The following is an 18,909-nucleotide window of genomic DNA, read 5'->3' as shown; positions in this document are numbered from 1 at the left end:
TCGAGCTTGACAAGGCGCGATGAGCGCGAAAATCTTCTGTCAAGCTCACCTTGACAGAAGATGGCCATGACGACTTCGGATCAGGCTCCAGGCGAGGCTGCTCCCGCAGATGGGGAAAGCGTCTAAGCAAGGCCTTGAAAACGCTCCTGCACTGTTCGTTCTGCGGCAAGAGCCAGCACGACGTCGAGAACCTCGTCGCCGGGCCGGCGGTCTTCATCTGCAATGAGTGCGTCGCCAAATGTAACGCATTCATGGCGCTGCCGATCGATGCGCCGTAGCCGGACACGGAGATAAGGAGCATCCAGCAGCTCGAGACGTTCCCGACCGAGCGCCTCCTGCACTGGCTCAAGGTCGCGGCTGCCCTTTACGAGCACACCGCCGTCGGGCTGGGCAGGAAGGTCGACGTCCTGCGCAAACGCAAGATTTCCTGGGCCGCGATCGGCGAAGCGCTCGGGATTTCCCGCCAGGCGGCCTGGGATCGTTTCTCGTAGCGCATCGCCTGAGCGGGCCCGCGCGCTTGTGACATGTCCCATTCAGCCGATGAGAAACTGGTCCGAAAGCTGGCCAACGGTGAAGTTGCTGATGCGGATGCCCCCGGCAAAACCGAGTTCCGAGGTCGAGACCAGCACGTCCGCGCCGTCTTGTGCCGTGATGACGTTGCTGAAACCTTCCAGGAACAACGTATCGAAATCGCCCAGAACCTCATTGAAGTCGGCGATGACCGCATAAGTGCCGGAAGACAGATCCTGCAACCGAAAGACGAATGTGTCGTTGCCCTGGCCTCCGACTAGTCCATCCGCACCGCCAAAGCCGGACAGGACGTCATCGCCGCCATTGCCGAAGAGCGTGTTGTTGAACGCATCGCCAATCAGGATATCGGCGAAACGCGAGCCGGCCAGACCCTCGATCGAGAAATAGCTATCGCCCGCGGCCTCGCCTGCATTGGCGGCGGCATTGGACAGCCGTGCCGTTACGCCACTGGCGGCATCGTCGTACCGCGCCGCGTCGAAGTCGTCACCGCCGTCGAGTCGATCCGCTCCAGCGCCGCCATAGAGGTCGTCGTTGCCCGCGAACCCATAAATCTCATCATTCCCGGCCAAACCGACCAGAGCGTCATCGCCGGCAAGGCCGAGCAAGGCGTTCGCATTGGCGTCGCCAGTCAGCGTATCGCCAAATGCCGAACCTATGAGAGCCTCGATGGCGAAGTAACTGTCCCCCGCCGCATCGCCCGCATTGAGCGTGGTATTGGCGAGGTTTGCACTCACGGCTGCCGCGGCATCGTCGTAGCGCACGAAATCGTAGCCTTCGCCGCCATCCAGCCGGTCGCCCGCCGCACCTCCGCTCAACATATCGCTGCCATCGAAGCCGTAAAGTTCGTCGTTGCCGGCAAAACCATAGAGCGTGTCGTTTCCACCAAGTCCGAGCAGCGCATTGCCGCCGGCATCGCCAATCAGAAGATCACTGAAGGCCGAGCCTATGAGCGCCTCGATCCCGACGAGTTGATCGCCCTGCGCATCTCCGCCCACTCCCGTCCCGACGAGATCGAGCCGCACCGTCACTCCTGCGGCGCTCTCATCGTAGCGGGCGAAGTCGAAATCCAGGCCGCCGACCAGCAGATCTCCGCCAGCGCCGCCGGTGAGCATGTCGACGCCAGCGCCTGCGTCGATCATGTCATTTCCGCCAAAACCATACAGCGTGTCGTTGCCGTTCAGCCCGAAAAGCTGATTGAAGGCGCCGTCGCCCAAGAGCATGTCGGCGAAGCCCGAGCCGCGAACGCCCTCGATAGACGTGAAAGTGTCGCCGGCGGCTTCCCCGCTGTTGCCGGCAGGCGTCAGCAGGCTGACGGTTACGCCGGCCGTAGCGTTGCTGTATTCGGCAAGATCGAACCCGCCGCCGCCGTCGAGCACGTCCGCGCCCTGGCCGCCACGCAGGAAATTGTCACCGGCGTCGCCCGTCAAAATGTCATTGAAGTCGCCACCGCGCAGGCCTTCAATCGAAACATAAGTGTCGCCCGCGGCCTCGCCGGTATTCGCGCCCGGGTTGACGAGACTAACGGTTACGCCTGCGGAGGCGTTGCGATAGTCGGCATAGTCGATGCCGTCGCCACCATTCAGCGCATCCGCACCGAGACCGCCGCGTAAGACGTTGGCGCCTGCGTCGCCAATCAACGTGTCGTTGAAGTCTCCGCCGCGCAGGCCTTCTATCGAGACATAAGTGTCGCCGGCAGCATCGCCGGTATTGATGCCGGGATTGGCGAGGCTCGCTACGACAGCAGTCGCCGAATTCACGTAGTCGGCGTAGTCAAAGCCGCCAGCGCCATCCAACACGTCAGCGCCAATTCGGCCCCGAAGAAAATTGTCGTTGGCATCGCCGATCAGAATGTCGTTGAAGTCGGTGCCGCGCAGGCCTTCGATTGAGATATAGGTATCGCCGGCAGCATCGCCGGTGTTGGAAGCTGGATTGGTCAGGCTGGCCAATACGCCTGTCGCCGCGTTGCGATAATCGGCGTAGTCGAAGCCGTCCGCACCGTTCAGTAAATCCGCGCCCAGACGACCGCGCAGATAATTGTCGCCCGCATCGCCGATCAGCGTGTCGTTGAAGTCGGAGCCGCGCAGGCCTTCGATTGAGATATAGGTGTCGCCCGCAGCCTCACCGGTATTGAGCGCAGGATTGGTCAGGCTCGCTACGACACCGGCCGTCGCGCCCGAATAGTCGGCGTAGTCAAAGCCGCCGGCGCCATTCAGCACGTCGGCGCCATTTCGGCCACGGAGAAAATTGTCGCCGGCATCGCCGATCAGAATGTCGTTGAACTGGCTGCCGCGCAGGCCTTCGATCGAAACATAGGTATCGCCGGCGGCCTCGCCGGTATTGATCGCAGGATTGGTCAGGCTGACCGTTACGCCCGCTGCGGCGTTGCGATAGTCGGCGAAATCGAAGCCGTCGCCGCCGTTCAGCGCATCCGATCCGAGACCGCCCCTGAGAGCGTTGTCACCGGCGTCGCCCGTCAGCGTGTCATTGAAATCGCTCCCGCGCAGATTTTCAATCGAACTGTAGGTATCGCCAGCGGCCTCGCCGGTATTGGCATTGGGGTTGGCAAGGCTGACCGTTATGCCTGTCGCGGCATTGGAGTAGTCGGCAGAGTCGTCGCCGTCGCCACCAGCCAGCGAATCCGCTCCGAGACCGCCGCGCAGGACGTTGTCGCCGGCATCGCCAATCAGCGTGTCATTGAAAACGCTGCCGTCCAGGTTTTCGATCGAGACATAGGTATCGCCCGCGGCCTCGCCGGTATTGGCATTGGGGTTGGCAAGGCTGGCCGTTATGCCTGTGGTGGCATTGAAATAGTCGGCATAATCGGAGCCGCCACCGCCGTTCAGTGCGTCCGCCCCGAGACCGCCGCGCAGGAAGTTGTCATTGCCGTCACCTATCAGAGTGTCGCCGAAATCGCTGCCGCGCAGACCTTCGATCGAGATGAAGATGTCGCCGGCAGCTTCGCCGGTATTGATCGCGGCATTGGCCAGGCTGGCCGTTATGCCTGTGCTGGCGTAGCGATAGTCGGCGTAGTCGAAGCCGCCAGCGCCGTTGAGCGTATCCGCCCCGAGGCCACCACGCAGAAAATTCAAGTTCGCATCGCCGATCAGCGTGTCATTGAAATCGCTCCCGCGCACGCCTTCGATCGAAAAATAGGTGTCGCCCGCAGCTTCACCGGTATTGATTGCGGGATTGGTCAGACTAACGGTGACACCGGCCGTCGCGCCCGAATAGTCGGCAAAATCAAAGCCGTCGCCACCGTTCAAGGCATCGGCGCCAAGTCCGCCACGGAGAAAGTTGTCGCCTGCGTCGCCAATCAGAAGGTCATTGAAGTCGCCACCGCGCAGACCTTCAATCGAGGCGTAAAAATCCCCGGCAGCTTCGCCGGTGTTGGAAGCCGGATTGGTCAGACTGGCCGTTATGCCCGTCGTGGAATTGCGATAATCGGCAAAATCGAAACCGCCGCCGCCATTCAGCAAGTCGGCCCCGAGGCCGCCGCGCAGCACGTTGTCGCCGGCATTGCCCGTCAACGTGTCGCTGAAGGCGCTGCCCCGTACGTTCTCAATCGAGATATAGGTGTCGCCCGCGGCTTCGCCGGTGTTGTTGCCCGGGGTGGTCAGATCCACGACAACCCCGGCTACGGCATTCTGATAGCTCGCGGTATCGAAACCAGATCCGCCGTCAAGTATATCCGCGCCGCCCCCGCCAATCAGAAGATCGTTGCCCGCCAGCCCATTTAGGGTGTCGTCGCTGCCGCTGCCGGTTAGCGTATCGTCTCCTGCAGTGCCATTGAAGACAGGCATCGAATGTCCCTTTCACGCATGAAATGAATCGCGGCATCAGACAGTTAGACATGCAGCGGAAAGATGACCGCAGTCATCGCCCCCTGTTCATTCCTTTAGGGAAATTTAACCAATATCATAAGGAGAGCATCACGCTCTGGGCGTCAAGCGATATTGCTTATACAGGATCTGCAAGCGGAATTTCGAATTGGCCAAGCCGGCTACTATGAAAAGCAAGCTACCTGGCCTGGCTTCGCTTGGTCACCACCGCCCATTCCCCCCGCTTTGAATTCAGCCAGCCGACGCGAACTAAAAACTGAAGTATTCGCGAGAAATGTAGGCGATTATACCTATATTCTGCCCGCATGCATCCAGGGTCATTTGAATGGACTACACTTGAGCTCGCTGCTGGCGGATGGCTCTATAGGCCAGAGCATGGTTCCGAACCGAAGTTTCGTGCTAGCGGATAGTAGGAACCGGCTTTCTGGCAAGATCATGCTCGGATGGAAACGCTCTGCGTCTCAATCCGAAATCTGAACCCGGCTCTAAATGCTCATCAAACACCTTAAATCCGACGGGGTAACCCCGGCACATCCGGTCTATGACGACCATCGCGCTCTCACATCGTCGCGCCGATCTGCCAGGGCACGAATTCGGCGTCGCCATAGCCCATTTCCTCGGACTTCGACTTCTCGCCCGAGGCGATCTTCAGCAGATAGTCGAAGATCTCCTTGCCCTTCTCCTCCAGCGTCACGCCGTCGAGGACATCGCCGCAATTGAGGTCCATGTCGTCGGTCTGCTTCAGATACATCGGCGTGTTGGTCGCGAGCTTGACCGAGGGCGTCGGCTTGCAGCCATAGGCCGAGCCGCGTCCCGTCGTGAAGGCGAGGATGTTGGCGCCGCCGGCGACCTGCCCCGTCGCCGAAACCGGGTCGTAGCCGGGCGTGTCCATGTAGACGAAGCCCTTGCTTCGGACCGGCTCGGCATAGTGGTAGACCGCGGCCAGCGTCTTGGTGCCGCCCTTGGCGGCGGCGCCGAGCGACTTCTCCAGGATGGTCGTCAGCCCGCCGGCCTTGTTGCCGGGCGACGGGTTGTTGTTCATGTCCATCCGGGCGCGCGCCGTATAGTCCTCCCACCATTTGATGATGCCGACGAGCTTCTCGCCGACCTCGCGGGTGGCGGCGCGACGGGTGAGCAGGTGTTCGGCGCCGTAGATCTCCGGCGTCTCGGAGAGGATCGCGGTGCCGCCATGCTCGACCAGCAGGTCGACTGCCTTGCCCAGCGCCGGATTGGCGGTGATGCCGGAATAGCCGTCCGAGCCGCCGCACTGCAAAGCGAGCATCAGCTCGGACGCCGGCACGGTCTCGCGCTTGGCCTGGTTGGCGATCGGCAGCATCACCTTCAGCGCCTCGATCCCGGCCGCGACGGCCTTCCTGGTGCCGCCGGTTTCCTGGATCGTCAGCGTGCGGAAGACGTCGCTTTCCTCGACGCCATAGGCTTCCTTCATCCGCTTGATCTGGAAGCCCTCGCAGCCGAGACCGACGACCAGCACCGCCGCCATGTTCGGGTTGCAGGCATAGCCCCAGGTCGTGCGCTTCAGCACCTCGAAGCTCTCGCCATTGTAGTCGATGCCGCAGCCGGTGCCGTGCGTCAGCGCGATCACGCCGTCGACATTGGGGTAGTCGGCGAGCAGCCCGGAGCGCTTGACCTCCTCGGCCATGAAGCGCGCGGCCGAGGCCGAGCAGTTCACCGAGGTGAGGATGCCGACATAGTTGCGCGTGCCGGCATTGCCGCTCTTGCGGCGAAAGCCCTCGAAGGTCGCCTGCTGCTCGACCGGCAGCACGAACTCCGTCTTGGCCTCGGCGGCATAGGCATAGTCGCGCTCGAAGGCGTGGAAGCCGGTATTGTGCTCGTGCACCCATTCGCCCGGCGGGATGTCGAGCGTAGCGAAACCGATGATCTGTCCGAATTTGCGGATCGGCTCGTCCTTGGCGATCCGGGTCAGCGCGATCTTGTGGCCGCGCGGAATCCGCTTCAGCGCGGTGACCCCGGCAGCGCTGACACCGACATCGATCGGATCGACCGCGACCGCGACATTGTCGGCGGCATTGAGCTTCAGCGTGCGCGGTGGGGCGGCTTTGTCGAGCATGATGATACCTTGGAACGGCGGCTCCCCCGCCTCCCCTAAGCAATGCTCCGATTGCGGCCTTTTTTCAATCGGTTGAAACTAGGAGCGGGCTTGCAGCCGGCGCCGGGCGGCTAGCCGAGCCGCAGTTCCTTGACCACCTGCTCGACGATCGCCTCCTTGCTCGCCTCGACCTGGACGACGAGCGGGTTCTCGTCCGCGCCCGGCTCCTCCAGCGTTGCGAACTGGCTGTCGAGCAGCGCCGGCGGCATGAAATGGTGCTGGCGCGCCGCCATGCGCTGGCCGATCAGTTCGCGCGAGCCCTTGAGATAGACGAGTGCGACATCGGGCCGGGTCCCGACGATCACATCGCGATACGCCTTCTTCAGCGCCGAGCAGGTGACGATGCCATTGCCACCGGTGGTGCGCAGCTCGTCGACCCAGGCCGCGATCGCCGCCAGCCAGGGCTTGCGGTCCTCGTCGGTCAGCGGAATGCCGCCAGACATCTTCGCGACGTTCGCAGGCGGATGGAACGAGTCGGCATCACGGAACGGCCAGCCGAGCCGCTCCGCCAGCCGCTCGCCGAGCGAGGTCTTGCCCGAGCTTGCCACGCCCATGACGACGATCACCGCCGGTTTCCCGGCGTCCTTGGCGAAAACCATCCGCGTCAGCCCTGCTTCTTCGGCTCGACATGGCCGCCGAAGCCGGCGCGCATGGCGGAGAGGATCTTTTCGGCGAAGGTGTGGTCCTTGCGCGAGCGGAAGCGGGTGTAGAGCGAGGAGGTCAGAACCTCGGCCGGCGTCGCGGTCTCGATCGCGGCCTGCACCGTCCAGCGCCCTTCGCCCGAATCCGAGACATGGCCGGAATAGGCGCCGAGCTCCTCGTCGGCGGCCAGCGCCTCGGCGGTGAGGTCGAGCAGCCAGGAGGTCACGACCGAGCCACGCCGCCAGACCTCGGCGATCTCGGCGACGTCGAAGTCGAAACCGTATTCCTCCGGCAGACCGTCCTTGGCTGAGGCGTTGCGCAAGAGGTCGAAACCTTCGGCGAAGGCCTGCATCATCCCGTATTCGATGCCGTTATGGATCATCTTGACGAAATGGCCGGCGCCGGCCGGGCCGCAATGCAGATAGCCCTGCTCGGCCGTCGGATTGCGGCCGTCGCGATGCTTGGTCGGCTCGATCCCGCCCTTGCCCGGCGCCAGCGCCCGGAAGATCGGCTCCAGGCGATCGAACACGCCCTTGTCGCCGCCGATCATCAGGCAATAACCACGCTCCAGCCCGTGCACGCCGCCGGAGGTGCCGATGTCGAGATAATGCAGGCCCTTGGCCTCAAGCTCGCGCCCGCGCCGGACATCGTCCTTCCAGAAGGCGTTGCCGCCATCGATCAGCGTGTCGCCAGGGCTCATCATCGCCGCGAGATCGGCGAGCGTTGTCTCGGTGATCTCGCCGGCCGGCAGCATGATCCAGATCGCGCGCGGCGCCTGAAGCTTCGCCACCATCTCCTTGAGATCGCCGACATTGACGGCGCCGTCCTTGGCCAATGCCTCGCCCGGCTTCGGGTCGCGGTCATAGACCACGCATTGGTGCCCGGCGCGGTGCAGCCGGCGGACGATATTGGCTCCCATGCGGCCGAGGCCGACCACTCCAAGCTGCATCGCAACGCTCCTGCCGGCCGGCGGGAAGCCGGCTTTGGCGACGCTACATGCCCCGCTGGAGCCCAAGGGGCAAGCCGCGCCGATGTCGGCGCGGCCATGCCCTATCACGGGAACATCAGCGGCAGCGGTTCGGCCTGCCAGGTGGCGTCGAGCGCGAGCAGCCTGACGGCGGCCGGTGCAAGCCCGTCGCCGACGGCATCGGCGGCGAAGCGCTCGGCTCCGGACCAGGTCGGAAAGCCGGCAGCCAGGAGCGTGTTGCCGGGCGCATTCCGGTCGCGGGCGACGAAGCTCAGCTTCGCTCGCCCGCCAAAGCCGAGCCGGCCGATGCGCGCGAGCAGGGCCTCGCGCAGATCGTCGCGGCCCGCCGCGATCTCACAAAGGACGAGCGCCTCCATGGCGCTCAACCGTTGCGGAAGGTGTAGCTGTAGCCGTTGATCGCCGGCACGCCGCCAAGATGGGCGTAGAGCACCTTCGACCCGGCCGGGAAGAAGCCCTTCTTCACCAGGTCGATCATGCCTTGCATCGATTTCCCCTCATAGACGGGGTCGGTCATCATGCCCTCGAGCCGGGCCGACAGGCGGATCGCCTCGATCGTCTCCTTGGAAGGCACGCCATAGACCGGATAGGCGTAGTCCTCGTTCAGCACGATATCATCGGCCGTGATCTGCTTGCCGCCGACGAGCTCGGAGGTCTTTTGGGCGATGTCCAGCACCTGCGCCCTGGTCTGCGCCGGGGTGAACGAGGCGTCGATGCCGATGACGTTGCGCTGGCGGCCGTCCTTGGCGAAGCCGACGACCATGCCGGCATGGGTCGAGCCGGTGACGGTGCAGACGACGATGTAGTCGAACGTGAAGCCGAGCTCTTCCTCCTGCGCCCTCACCTCCTCGGCGAAGCCGACATAGCCGAGCCCGCCGAATTTGTGCACGGAGGCGCCGGCCGGGATCGCATAGGGCTTGCCGCCCTTGGCCTTGACGTCCGCCAGCGCGTTTTCCCAGCTCGCCCGGATGCCGATGTCGAACCCCTCGTCGACCAGTTCGACATGGGCGCCCATCACCCGCGACATCAGGATATTGCCGACCCGGTCATAGACCGCGTCCTCATGCGGCACCCAGCTTTCCTGCACGAGGCGGCACTTCATGCCGATCTTGGCGGCGGTCGCCGCGACCATGCGGGTGTGGTTCGACTGCACGCCGCCGATCGAGACCAGCGTGTCGGCGCCCGACGCGATCGCGTCCGGGACGATGTATTCGAGCTTGCGCAGCTTGTTGCCGCCGAAGGCGAGGCCGGAATTGCAGTCCTCGCGCTTGGCATAGAGCTCAACAGCGCCGCCGAGATGCGCCGAGAGGCGCGGCAGCTTCTCGATCGGCGACGGCCCGAAGGTCAGCGGATAGCGTTCGAACTTGGCGAGCATGGCGGATTTTCCTCACGAAATGACCCGCAAACGCTAGCAAAATGCCGTTGAAAGGTGCTCCCGAATTTCGACTTGGTTTTTTCTTCCGCTTCCACATAACTCGCGATCTGCTAGCTTTGAGCGACATCAGATGCACAAAAAACGGAAGAATCCTTCATGGAGGCCGAGCTTGACAAAACCGACCTCAGAATCCTGCGTTTGCTGCAGGCCGATGGGCGCATGGGCAATGCCGAGATCGCCAAGCGGGTGAACACCAGTGCCGCCACCTGCCATCGCCGCATCCAGCGCCTGTTCGCCGAGGGCTATGTCACCGGCGTGCGGGCGCAGATCGATCCGCACAAGGTCGAGAAGGGTACGCTCGCCATTGTCGGCGTGGTGCTCGACCGCTCGACGCCGGAGAGCTTCGGCACCTTCGAGGAGGCGGTGAAGCAGTTGCCCGTGGTGCTCGACTGCCACATCGTCGCCGGCGATTTCGACTATTTCCTCAAGATCCGCGTGCGCGACCTCGCCGACTTCAACAAGCTGCACGCCAAGACGCTGCTGGCGCTGCCCGGCGTGCGCCAGACCCGCACCTTCTTCGTGATGAAGGAGGTCATCGACAACGCGCCGCTGGAGTTTTGAGGGGGAGTTGGCGAGCAGCTGACTCTTAATCAACGGGGCCAGCACCGTCATTCTCGGGCGAAGCGAAGCGCAGACCCGAGAATCTCAGGACCAGAAGGCGCCATCAGGCGTCCCCTCTGGCCTGAGATGCTCGGGTCAAGCCCGAGCATGACGGCGCAGCTGCTCTCACACCTGAATCAACCTCTGAACCTGCGCCCCGTCGAGCTCCGCCATCGGCCCGGCCAGTACCACCTCGCCGCGGTCCATCACGAACATCGTGTCGGCGAGATCGCGGGCGAAGTCGAAATACTGCTCGACCAGCACGATCGCCATGTCGCCGCGCTGGCGCAGATAGTCGATGGCGCGGCCGATATCCTTGATGATCGAGGGCTGGATGCCCTCGGTCGGCTCGTCGAGAACCAGCAATTTGGGTCGGGTGACCAGCGCTCGCGCTATGGCGAGTTGCTGTTGCTGACCGCCCGAGAGGTCTCCGCCGCGCCGGCCCAGCATGGACTTCAGCACGGGGAATAGGTTGAAGAGCTCGTCCTGGATGTAGCGCTCCTTGCGCGGCAAAGGCGCGAAGCCGGTCTCCAGGTTCTCCTTGACGCTGAGCAGCGGGAAGACCTCGCGGCCCTGCGGCACGAAGCCGATGCCGGCGCGCGCCCTGTCCTCGGTGCGCAAGGTAGAGATGTCCTGCCCGCCAAAACTGATTCTGCCGCCGCTGATCGGCTGCTGGCCGACGATGGCGCGCATCAGCGAGGTCTTGCCGACGCCGTTGCGGCCCATGACACAGGTGACCTTGCCGATCTCGGCGCTGACCGAGACACGGCGCAGTGCCTGCGCCGCGCCGTAATGCAGATCGATGGCGTCCACAGTCAGCATGAGCAGTTGTCCCGCCGCATGATCTGATCGGAAAACCGGCTTTTACGTTTCCGCATCATGCTTAGCGCCCCAGATAGACTTCGACGACTCGCTCATTGGCACTAACCTGATCGAGGGGCCCCTCGGCCAATACCGAGCCCTCGTGGAGTACCGTCACCTTCACGCCGAGTTCGCGGATGAAGCCCATGTCGTGCTCGACAACGATCACGGAATGATCCCTTGCGATCTCCTTGAGCAGCACCGCCGTCTGCGCCGTCTCGCCGTCGGTCATGCCGGCCGCCGGCTCGTCGACGAGGAGAAGCTTGGGATCCTGCGCCAGCAGCATGCCGATCTCGAGCCATTGCTTCTGGCCATGCGAGAGCGAGCCGGCGAGCCGCTCGCGCTTGTCGGCGAGCTTGATGATGCCGAGGATCTCGTCGATGCGCTTCTGCTGCTGGCTTTCGGTCTGCCAGAACAGCGTCTTCAGCACGCTCCGCTTCGATTTCAGCGCCAGCAGGATGTTGTCCTCGATCGTGTGGAAGTCGAACACGGTCGGCTTCTGGAACTTGCGGCCGATGCCGAGATTGGCGATCGCCGCCTCGTCGAGCCGCGTCAGGTCGACCGAGCCGCCGAACATCACCGTGCCCTCATCCGGCCGGGTTTTGCCGGTGATGATGTCCATCATCGTCGTCTTGCCGGCGCCGTTGGGGCCGATGATGGCGCGCATCTCGCCGGGCTCGATGGTCAGCGACAGGCCGCGGATCGCCTTGAAGCCGTCGAAGGAAACACTGACGCCGTCGAGATAGAGGAGAGAGGAGGTCAGCGCGCCGGGTGTAGGAGCATTCATATCAGTTACTCCGCCGGAGCCGGTTCGGGCGCCGGCACGGGCGCGGGCCGCTTGCGGCTCTCCCACCAGCCCTGCGCAGTGCCCAAAATGCCCTTGGGCATGAACAGGGTGACGAAGACGAAGAGCGCACCGAGCGCGAACAGCCAGTACGGCGCCATGAAGCCGGAGGTGAACACCGTCTTGGCCCAGTTGACCACGACGGCGCCGAGCGCCGCGCCGACCAGCGAGCCGCGCCCGCCAACCGCGACCCAGATCACGGTCTCGATCGAGTTCGCCGGGGCAAATTCGCTGGGATTGATGATGCCGACCTGCGGCACATAGAGCGCGCCGGCAACGCCCGCCATGCAGGCCGAGACGGTGAAGACGAAGAGCTTGAAGCGGTCGACCCGGTAGCCGAGGAAGCGCGTGCGCGATTCAGCGTCACGGATGGCGATCACCACCTTGCCGAGCTTCGACGAGACGATGCCGCGGGCGATCAGGAAGCCGGAGATCAGCATCACGCAGGTCATGGCGAACAGCGCGGCGCGCGTGCCCTGCGCCTGCACATTGAAGCCGAGAATGTCCTTGAAGTCGGTCAGGCCGTTATTGCCGCCGAAACCCATATCGTTGCGGAAGAAGGCGAGCAGCAGCGCATAGGTCAGCGCCTGGGTGATGATCGAGAGATAGACGCCGGTGACGCGCGAGCGGAAGGCGAACCAGCCGAAGACGAAGGCGAGCAGGCCAGGGACCACCAGCACCATCAGCATCGCGAACGGAAACGACGAGAAGCCGTACCAGTACCAGGGCAATTCCCCCCAGTTCAGGAAGACCATGAAATCGGGCAGCACCGGATTGCCGTAGACGCCGCGCGAGCCGATCTGGCGCATCAGGTACATGCCCATCGCATAGCCGCCGAGCGCAAAGAAGGCGCCGTGGCCGAGCGAGAGGATGCCGCAATAGCCCCAGACCAGGTCGAGCGAGATCGCGAGCAGCGCGTAGCAAAGATACTTGCCCCAGAGCGACATGGTCGCGGTCGAGACGTGGAAGGGCGAGCCGGCCGGCAGCAAGAGGTTCGCCAGCGGCACCAAAAGGCCGATCGCGGCGATGAGCGCGAGGAAGACGAAGCCGCGCCGGTCCATGTTCGAGAGCAGGAAGCGGGTGATCATGCTTCCACCGCCCGGCCCTTCAGCGCGAACAGTCCGCGCGGGCGCTTCTGGATGAACAGGATGATGAAGACCAGCAGCGCGATCTTGCCGAGCACGGCGCCGGCATAGGGTTCGAGCAGCTTGTTAGCGACGCCGAGGCTCATCGCGCTGATCAGCGTGCCCCAGAGATTGCCGACGCCGCCGAAGACCACGACCATGAAGCTATCGATGATGTAGCTCTGGCCGAGATTGGGGCTGACATTGTCGATCTGCGAGAGCGCGACACCGGCAAGCCCCGCGACGCCCGAGCCGAGCCCGAAGGTCAGCGCGTCGATCCGGCCGGTGCGGATGCCCATCGCCGAAGCCATGCGCCGGTTCTGGGTGACGGCCCGCATCTGCAGGCCCATCGGCGTCAGCTTGAGGATCGCCAGCAGCGCCGCGAAGACGAGGGCCGCGAAGACGATGATCCAGAGCCGGTTCCAGGTGATGGCGAGACCGCCGAGCTCGAAGGCGCCGGACATGAAGGCTGGCGCGCCGACCTCGCGATTGGTGGGGCCAAACGCGGTGCGCACCGCCTGTTGCAGGATCAGGCTGATGCCCCAGGTGGCCAGCAGCGTCTCCAGCGGCCGGCCATAGAGGAAGCGGATGACGCCGCGCTCGATCGCGATGCCGACCGCGCCGGCGACGATGAAGGCGGCCGGAATCGCGATCGCCAGCGACCAGTCGAACAGCCCGGGGAAGCGCGACCGGATCACCTCCTGGACGATGAAGGTGGTGTAGGCGCCGAGCATGACCATCTCGCCATGGGCCATGTTGATCACGCCCATCACGCCGAAGGTGATGGCGAGACCGATCGCGGCCAGCAGCAGCACCGAGCCGAGCGAGAGCCCGTACCAGAGGTTTTGGCCGGCCCGCCACAGAGCGAGCTTGCCCTCGATCTCGGAAATGGCGCGCGCCTGGGCCTCTCTCAAACCCGGCGAGGCGTCGCCCGGCAAGGCGCGCAGCGTCGCCAGCGCATCCTGGTCGCCGCGCTCGCGCAGTACGTCGACGGCGGCGATCCGGTCGAAGGGCGGGGCATCAGTCTTGGCGATCAGGATGGCGGCCTGCGCCTCGCGCAGGGCGCGCCGCGCCCGGTCATTGGTTTCCTTGGCGATGGCGGCCTCCAGGACCGGCAGCACCGAGACGTCGCGCGCCCGGAACACCGCCTCGGCGGCCGCGACGCGCTTGCCGGGATCGGGATTGATCAGTCCGAGCCCGCCGAGCGCACCCTGGATCACGCGCCGCACATTGTTGTTGAGTCTGACCGGGCTCGCGCCCGCCGGCTGGGCGGCAAGCGCCTGCCCGGTCCGCGCGTCAAGGAAGCCGCCTTCCTTCGTCTTCACCGCGACCGCGCCGCCGCCGGCGAGCAGCCGGCCATCGGCGAGCGCCTCGATGATCACCGCAGCGTTCGGATGCGCGCTCTGGACGAGGATGTCGATGGCGCGTGCCGTGTCCGAGAAGCTGTCGGCGCTGAGGCGCGCGAAGGCGTCTTCGGCGGCTTGCTGCGCAAAAGCGAGAGCCGGCATGAGCGCAAGCGTCATCGCGAGCGCAAGCGTGCGCAAGAGGCTGGAGAGGATCCGCATGGCTCGCTTCGATTGGCTGGTCGGCAATCCTGCATGCCGCCGGCTGATCCGGCGGCATGCTCAGGCAATTCGAAGGGCGGCCGGGCTTTCCGACCGTGCCGCCCTTCCCCCTCTTAACTCAGGCGCCGCCGCACTTGCCGGTCTTGACGTTGAAGTTGCCGCACTTCTTCTCGACCCAGTCGCCGACCAGGTCCTTGGAGCCGTCGAGCTCCTTCGACCAGGCGTCGCCGGCGACGAGGCCGGTCTTCGACACGACGTCGAACTGGCCATCGGCCTTGATCTCGCCGATCAGCACCGGCTTGGTGATATGGTGGTTCGGCAGCATCTTCGAGACCCCGCCGGTCAGGTTCGGCGCCTCGATGCCGGGCAGCGCGTCGATGACCTTGTCGGGATCGAAGCTCTTGGCCTTCTCGACCGCCTTCACCCACATGGCGAAGCCGATGACATGGGCTTCCATCGGGTCATTGGTGACGGCCTTTTCGTTCTTCTTGTAGGCCTTCCACTGCTTGATGAAGGCCTCGTTCTCCGGCGTCTTGACCGACTGGAAGTAGTTCCAGGCAGCGAGGTGGCCGAGCAGCGGCTTGGTGTCGATGCCTGCGAGCTCTTCTTCGCCGACCGAGAAGGCGACGACCGGGATGTCGGTCGCCTTGATGCCCTGGTTGCCGAGCTCCTTGTAGAACGGCACGTTGGCGTCGCCGTTGATGGTCGAGACCACGGCGGTCTTCTTGCCGGCCGTGCCGAACTTCTTGATGTCGGAAACGATGGTCTGCCAGTCGGAATGGCCGAACGGCGTGTAGTTGATCAGGATGTCCTCCTTCTTCACGCCCTTGGCGAGAAGATAGGCCTCCAGGATCTTGTTGGTCGTGCGCGGATAGACGTAGTCGGTGCCGGCCAGGACCCAGCGCTCGACCTTCTCCTCCTTGGCGAGGTAGTCGACAGCGGGAATCGCCTGCTGGTTCGGCGCGGCGCCGGTATAGAACACGTTGCGCTCGCTCTCCTCGCCCTCGTACTGGACGGGGTAGAACAGGATCGAGTTCAGCTCCTTGAACACCGGGAGCACCGACTTGCGCGAGACCGAGGTCCAGCAGCCGAACACGGCCGAGACCTTGTCCTTGACGATCAGCTCGCGCGCCTTCTCGGCGAAGAGCGGCCAGTTCGAAGCCGGATCGACCACGACCGCCTCGAGCTTCTTGCCGAGCACGCCGCCCTTCTTGTTCTGCTCCTCGATGAGCATGAGCATGACGTCTTTCAACGTCGTCTCCGAGATCGCCATCGTGCCGGAGAGCGAGTGCAGGATGCCGACCTTGATGGTCTCTTGCGCCGCCGCCGGCAGCAGCGAGGAGAGAACCGTGGCGCCTGCGAAGGCGGCGCCGATGACCGTGCGACGAGTGAGTTTCACTGCGATATCCCCTGAGGTCCCTGTTGACCGCGCCGTTGCCGGCGCCAGCTGCCGTTCCAGCTGGCAGGGAAGTTCGCAAGCGACGTGCCAACCCTGGCTCAAAGCCATCGGGGCACCGCAACAAGGCGTGTTCAGGGCAGTTTCGCGAGCGATTTCCTGCCGGGAGGGGCCGATCTCACGCAAGGATCATGCGTCGCGGCAATTAGTGACCAGCCAATGGGCAGATCGGTCGCCTACAAAATAGGCAACCGCATCCGAAGCCAGCCTAGCGCCTGATTTTGTTGCAGTGACGCGGCCTGTGAGCAGCTGAATCTTTGCCGTTTACGCAATGCTTGGAATCACCTTAGCCTCCTCCTTGTCGGTAACAACTGAAAGGAGGTGATCCAGTGTCTCATTGTCATCAACCGCTGTCGCGGGGGGCGCGTGGCCTGGACTCGTCCCATGAGGGGTTCGGTTGCGCGTGAGTTTCCGTGACGCCTAGCCCTGTTACCGGGGCTGCGGTTCGGCAATGGAAGGGCTGCCCGAAAGGGCGGCCCTTCTCCGTTTCGGACGGAAGTTCTGCACAGGCCGTTCTGGCGCGCCCGGTCGCGGCATGGCAGAACTCGTGGATGTCCTTCGCGCCCAGCCGCTGCTGACGAGGCCTGAGCCTTTGCCCCGTCCTGACTCCGACCTCTCCCGCGACGCCATCCTCGCCTTCATCGAGGAGGAACGCTCCGCCGGCCGCGAGCCCGGCCGACGCGACATCGCCAAGGCCTTCCAGCTCGATGGTGGCGGCAAGATCTGGCTGAAGCGCCTGCTGCGCGATCTCGAGCTGGAGGAGAACGGCGGAGCCGGCCCGGTCAAACCGCATGCGGCCCTGCCCGCCGTGCTGCTCTGCGAGATCAAGACGCGCGACCGCGAGGGCGATCTCATCGCCGTTCCGCTCGAATGGAACGAGGCCGACCAGGGCGAGGCACCGAAGATCCTGCTCGAACGCCAGCGCGACACCCGCCGCCAGCCGAAGACTGCGACCGCGGCTGCCCCGGGCGTGGGCGATCATGTCCTGCTCAAGCTGACGAAGCTGCGCGGTGTCGAGGGCTATCAATGGTCCGGCCGCACCCTCAAGGTGATGGGCAAGGCCAAGGCGCAGGTGCTCGGCATCTTCCGCGCCCTCCCCGATGGCTCCGGCCGGCTCATCCCCGTCGACAAGAAGGCGCAGGGGCGCGAGGCGATTATTCCGAAGGGCCAGACCGGCAACGCCGAGGACGGCGATCTCGTCTCGGTCTCCTTCGCTCGGGAGAGCCGTTTCGGCCCGCCGCAGGCCAGGGTGCGCGAGCGGCTCGGCTCGCTGAAATCCGAGCGCGCGGTCTCGCTGATCTCGATCCACGCCCACGGCATCCCGAACGAATTCCAGCCGGCGACGATCGCCGAGGCGGAAGCCGCCAAGCCAGCTACCCTCGCCGGCCGCGAGGACTGGCGCGCCTTGCCGCTGATCACCATCGATCCGGCTGACGCCAAGGACCATGACGACGCGGTCCATGCCGCGCCGGACGACGATCCCGACAATCCCCGCGGCCACATCGTCACCGTCGCCATCGCCGACGTCGCCTCTTACGTGCGCCCCGGCTCGGCACTCGATCGCGAGGCGCTGGAGCGTGGCAACTCGGTCTATTTCCCCGATCGCGTCGTGCCGATGCTGCCCGAACGCATCTCGAACGATCTCTGCTCATTGCGCGGCGGCGAAGACCGCCCTGCCCTTGCCGTCCGCCTGATCCTCAAGGCCGACGGTTCTAAGAAGAGCCACAGCTTCCACCGCATCATGATGCGCTCGGCGGCCAAGCTTTCCTACCAGCAGGCGCAAGCCGCGATCGACGGCAAGCCGGACGACGCCGCCGCCCCGATCCGCGACAGCATCCTGATGCCGCTCTGGGCCGCCTATGGCTCGGCCGCCCGCGCCCGCGACGCCCGCCAGCCGCTCGATCTCGATCTGCCCGAGCGCAAGCTCGTCCTCGACGCCAATGGCAAGGTCACCCGCGTGATCGTGCCCGAGCGGCTGGCCGCGCATCGGCTGATCGAGGAGTTCATGATCCTCGCCAACGTCGCCGCCGCCGAGACGCTGGAGAAAGCGGGCAGCCATCTGATCTATCGCTGCCATGACGAGCCCTCGCTCGAGAAGATGCGGGCGCTCGGCGAGGTCCTGGCCTCGATCGGCATCAAGCTGCCGAAGGACGCGGCGCTGCGGCCAGTGCTGTTCAACCGCATCCTCGCCATGATCAAGGGCTCGGAGAACGAGCTGCTGCTCAACGAGGTCGTGCTGCGCACCCAGGCACAGGCCGAATACGTCGCCGAGAATTACGGGCATTTCGGCCTGAACCTGCGCCGCTATGCCCATTTCACCTCGCCGATCCGCCGCTACGCCGATCTGATCGTGCATCGCGCCTTGGTCGCAGCCCTCAAGCTCGGCAATGACGGCCTGCCGAAAGCAACGACGCTTAGCGAGCTGCGCGAGGTCGCGACCCGGATCTCGGCAGCGGAGCGGCGCGCCATGGCGGCCGAGCGCGAGACCACCGATCGCTTGATCGCGCATTTCCTCGCCGATCAGATCGGCTCGAGCTTCGACGGCCGCATCGCCGGCCTCAACCGCGCCGGCCTCTTCGTCAAGCTCGATGGCACCGGCGCCGACGGCTTCATCCCGGCCTCCACGCTCGGCGCCGACTATTACCGCCATGACGAGCGCGCCCATGCGCTGGTCGGCGATCGCACCGGCGAAAGCTGGCGTCTCGGCGACCGCGTCCATGTCAAACTGGTCGAGGCGGCGCCGGTCGCAGGGGCGCTTCGATTCGAGTTGCTCACAGAGGGCAGACCCGCGACATCCGACCGCTCTGGCAAAAAGTCCCGGCCTCCTTTACCTATGGGGCGAAAGCAGGGCCGCCCCCCGCCCAAACGATCGGGCCGCAAGCGCTGACGCCCTGCATTA

General features: G+C 64.6%; 13 protein-coding genes and 1 pseudogene. 3 read left to right on the top strand and 11 right to left on the bottom strand.

All coding sequences use genetic code 11. From position 1 onward, the window contains the following. Positions 1-134 precede the first annotated feature (134 nt). Positions 135-242: pseudogene (locus tag B6S44_RS02640) on the top strand (ClpX C4-type zinc finger protein); the annotation flags it as partial. Positions 243-533: 291 nt separating this feature from the next. Here B6S44_RS02640 and B6S44_RS02635 read toward each other — a convergent pair. From B6S44_RS02635 to B6S44_RS02610, 6 genes are all read right to left on the bottom strand, one after another. Then, positions 534-4,331 carry a beta strand repeat-containing protein gene (locus B6S44_RS02635; protein WP_129155193.1) on the bottom strand — a complete coding sequence of 1,266 codons (3,798 nt, stop codon included), beginning with the start codon at positions 4,329-4,331 and terminating at the stop codon, positions 534-536. 598 nt (positions 4,332-4,929) lie between these two features. Beyond that, positions 4,930-6,459, bottom strand: a complete 1,530-nt coding sequence (locus B6S44_RS02630) for a UxaA family hydrolase (protein ID WP_129155192.1) — start codon at positions 6,457-6,459, stop codon at positions 4,930-4,932. Between the two features lie 110 nt (positions 6,460-6,569). Further along, positions 6,570-7,097, bottom strand: a complete 528-nt coding sequence (locus tag B6S44_RS02625; RefSeq protein ID WP_248309401.1) for a gluconokinase — start codon at positions 7,095-7,097, stop codon at positions 6,570-6,572. Between the two features lie 5 nt (positions 7,098-7,102). Then, on the bottom strand, positions 7,103-8,089 hold the full coding sequence (gnd, locus tag B6S44_RS02620) for a phosphogluconate dehydrogenase (NAD(+)-dependent, decarboxylating) (protein WP_129155191.1): 987 nt from the start codon (positions 8,087-8,089) through the stop codon (positions 7,103-7,105). 104 nt (positions 8,090-8,193) lie between these two features. After that, positions 8,194-8,484, bottom strand: a complete 291-nt coding sequence (locus B6S44_RS02615; protein WP_129155190.1) for a hypothetical protein — start codon at positions 8,482-8,484, stop codon at positions 8,194-8,196. Between the two features lie 5 nt (positions 8,485-8,489). Then, the gene (locus B6S44_RS02610) at positions 8,490-9,500 is read right to left on the bottom strand and encodes a 1-aminocyclopropane-1-carboxylate deaminase (RefSeq protein WP_129155189.1); all 1,011 of its coding nucleotides are present in this window, start codon (positions 9,498-9,500) and stop codon (positions 8,490-8,492) included. A 156-nt stretch (positions 9,501-9,656) separates the two neighbouring features. Between B6S44_RS02610 and B6S44_RS02605 the strand changes: the two genes are divergently transcribed. Then, complete coding sequence (locus B6S44_RS02605; RefSeq protein ID WP_129155188.1) at positions 9,657-10,121, top strand: Lrp/AsnC family transcriptional regulator; 465 nt, start codon at positions 9,657-9,659, stop codon at positions 10,119-10,121. Positions 10,122-10,286: 165 nt separating this feature from the next. Here B6S44_RS02605 and urtE read toward each other — a convergent pair whose 3' ends face one another. From urtE to urtA, 5 genes are all read right to left on the bottom strand, one after another. Beyond that, entirely contained in the window at positions 10,287-10,982 is a 696-nt protein-coding gene (gene urtE / locus B6S44_RS02600) for an urea ABC transporter ATP-binding subunit UrtE (RefSeq protein WP_110489354.1), read from the bottom strand. A 61-nt stretch (positions 10,983-11,043) separates the two neighbouring features. Next, positions 11,044-11,808 carry an urea ABC transporter ATP-binding protein UrtD gene (urtD, locus tag B6S44_RS02595; protein WP_129155187.1) on the bottom strand — a complete coding sequence of 255 codons (765 nt, stop codon included), beginning with the start codon at positions 11,806-11,808 and terminating at the stop codon, positions 11,044-11,046. A gap of 5 nt (positions 11,809-11,813) precedes the next feature. After that, positions 11,814-12,953, bottom strand: coding sequence for an urea ABC transporter permease subunit UrtC (urtC, locus tag B6S44_RS02590; RefSeq protein WP_129155186.1), 1,140 nt, complete (start codon positions 12,951-12,953; stop codon positions 11,814-11,816). Beyond that, positions 12,950-14,554 (bottom strand): urea ABC transporter permease subunit UrtB, encoded by a 1,605-nt coding sequence (urtB, locus tag B6S44_RS02585; RefSeq protein WP_129155185.1) that lies wholly within the window; start codon positions 14,552-14,554, stop codon positions 12,950-12,952. The genes urtC and urtB overlap by 4 nt, the downstream gene beginning before the upstream one ends. Before the next feature lie 118 nt (positions 14,555-14,672). Beyond that, complete coding sequence (gene urtA / locus B6S44_RS02580) at positions 14,673-15,929, bottom strand: urea ABC transporter substrate-binding protein (protein WP_465246083.1); 1,257 nt, start codon at positions 15,927-15,929, stop codon at positions 14,673-14,675. Positions 15,930-16,545: 616 nt separating this feature from the next. Between urtA and rnr the strand changes: the two genes are divergently transcribed. Next, on the top strand, positions 16,546-18,897 hold the full coding sequence (rnr, locus tag B6S44_RS02575; protein WP_129155183.1) for a ribonuclease R: 2,352 nt from the start codon (positions 16,546-16,548) through the stop codon (positions 18,895-18,897). The last annotated feature ends 12 nt before the right edge of the window (positions 18,898-18,909 follow it).

Origin of the sequence: Allobosea sp. Tri-44 (assembly GCF_004123845.1) — a bacterium.
Taxonomy (GTDB): Bacteria; Pseudomonadota; Alphaproteobacteria; order Rhizobiales; family Beijerinckiaceae; genus Allobosea.
This window is presented reverse-complemented; position numbering and strand designations above follow the sequence as displayed.

Bases quoted from the DNA above. Each gene is read 5' to 3' on its own strand.
- urtD (WP_129155187.1), bottom strand. From the start codon at position 11,808: ATGAATGCTCCTACACCCGGCGCGCTGACCTCCTCTCTCCTCTATCTC.
- B6S44_RS02625 (WP_248309401.1), bottom strand. From the start codon at position 7,097: ATGGTTTTCGCCAAGGACGCCGGGAAACCGGCGGTGATCGTCGTCATG.
- rnr (WP_129155183.1), top strand. From the start codon at position 16,546: ATGGCAGAACTCGTGGATGTCCTTCGCGCCCAGCCGCTGCTGACGAGG.
- B6S44_RS02605 (WP_129155188.1), top strand. From the start codon at position 9,657: ATGGAGGCCGAGCTTGACAAAACCGACCTCAGAATCCTGCGTTTGCTG.
- B6S44_RS02635 (WP_129155193.1), bottom strand. From the start codon at position 4,331: ATGCCTGTCTTCAATGGCACTGCAGGAGACGATACGCTAACCGGCAGC.
- B6S44_RS02615 (WP_129155190.1), bottom strand. From the start codon at position 8,484: ATGGAGGCGCTCGTCCTTTGTGAGATCGCGGCGGGCCGCGACGATCTG.
- gnd (WP_129155191.1), bottom strand. From the start codon at position 8,089: ATGCAGCTTGGAGTGGTCGGCCTCGGCCGCATGGGAGCCAATATCGTC.
- urtE (WP_110489354.1), bottom strand. From the start codon at position 10,982: ATGCTGACTGTGGACGCCATCGATCTGCATTACGGCGCGGCGCAGGCA.
- urtC (WP_129155186.1), bottom strand. From the start codon at position 12,953: ATGATCACCCGCTTCCTGCTCTCGAACATGGACCGGCGCGGCTTCGTC.
- urtB (WP_129155185.1), bottom strand. From the start codon at position 14,554: ATGCGGATCCTCTCCAGCCTCTTGCGCACGCTTGCGCTCGCGATGACG.
- B6S44_RS02630 (WP_129155192.1), bottom strand. From the start codon at position 6,459: ATGCTCGACAAAGCCGCCCCACCGCGCACGCTGAAGCTCAATGCCGCC.
- B6S44_RS02610 (WP_129155189.1), bottom strand. From the start codon at position 9,500: ATGCTCGCCAAGTTCGAACGCTATCCGCTGACCTTCGGGCCGTCGCCG.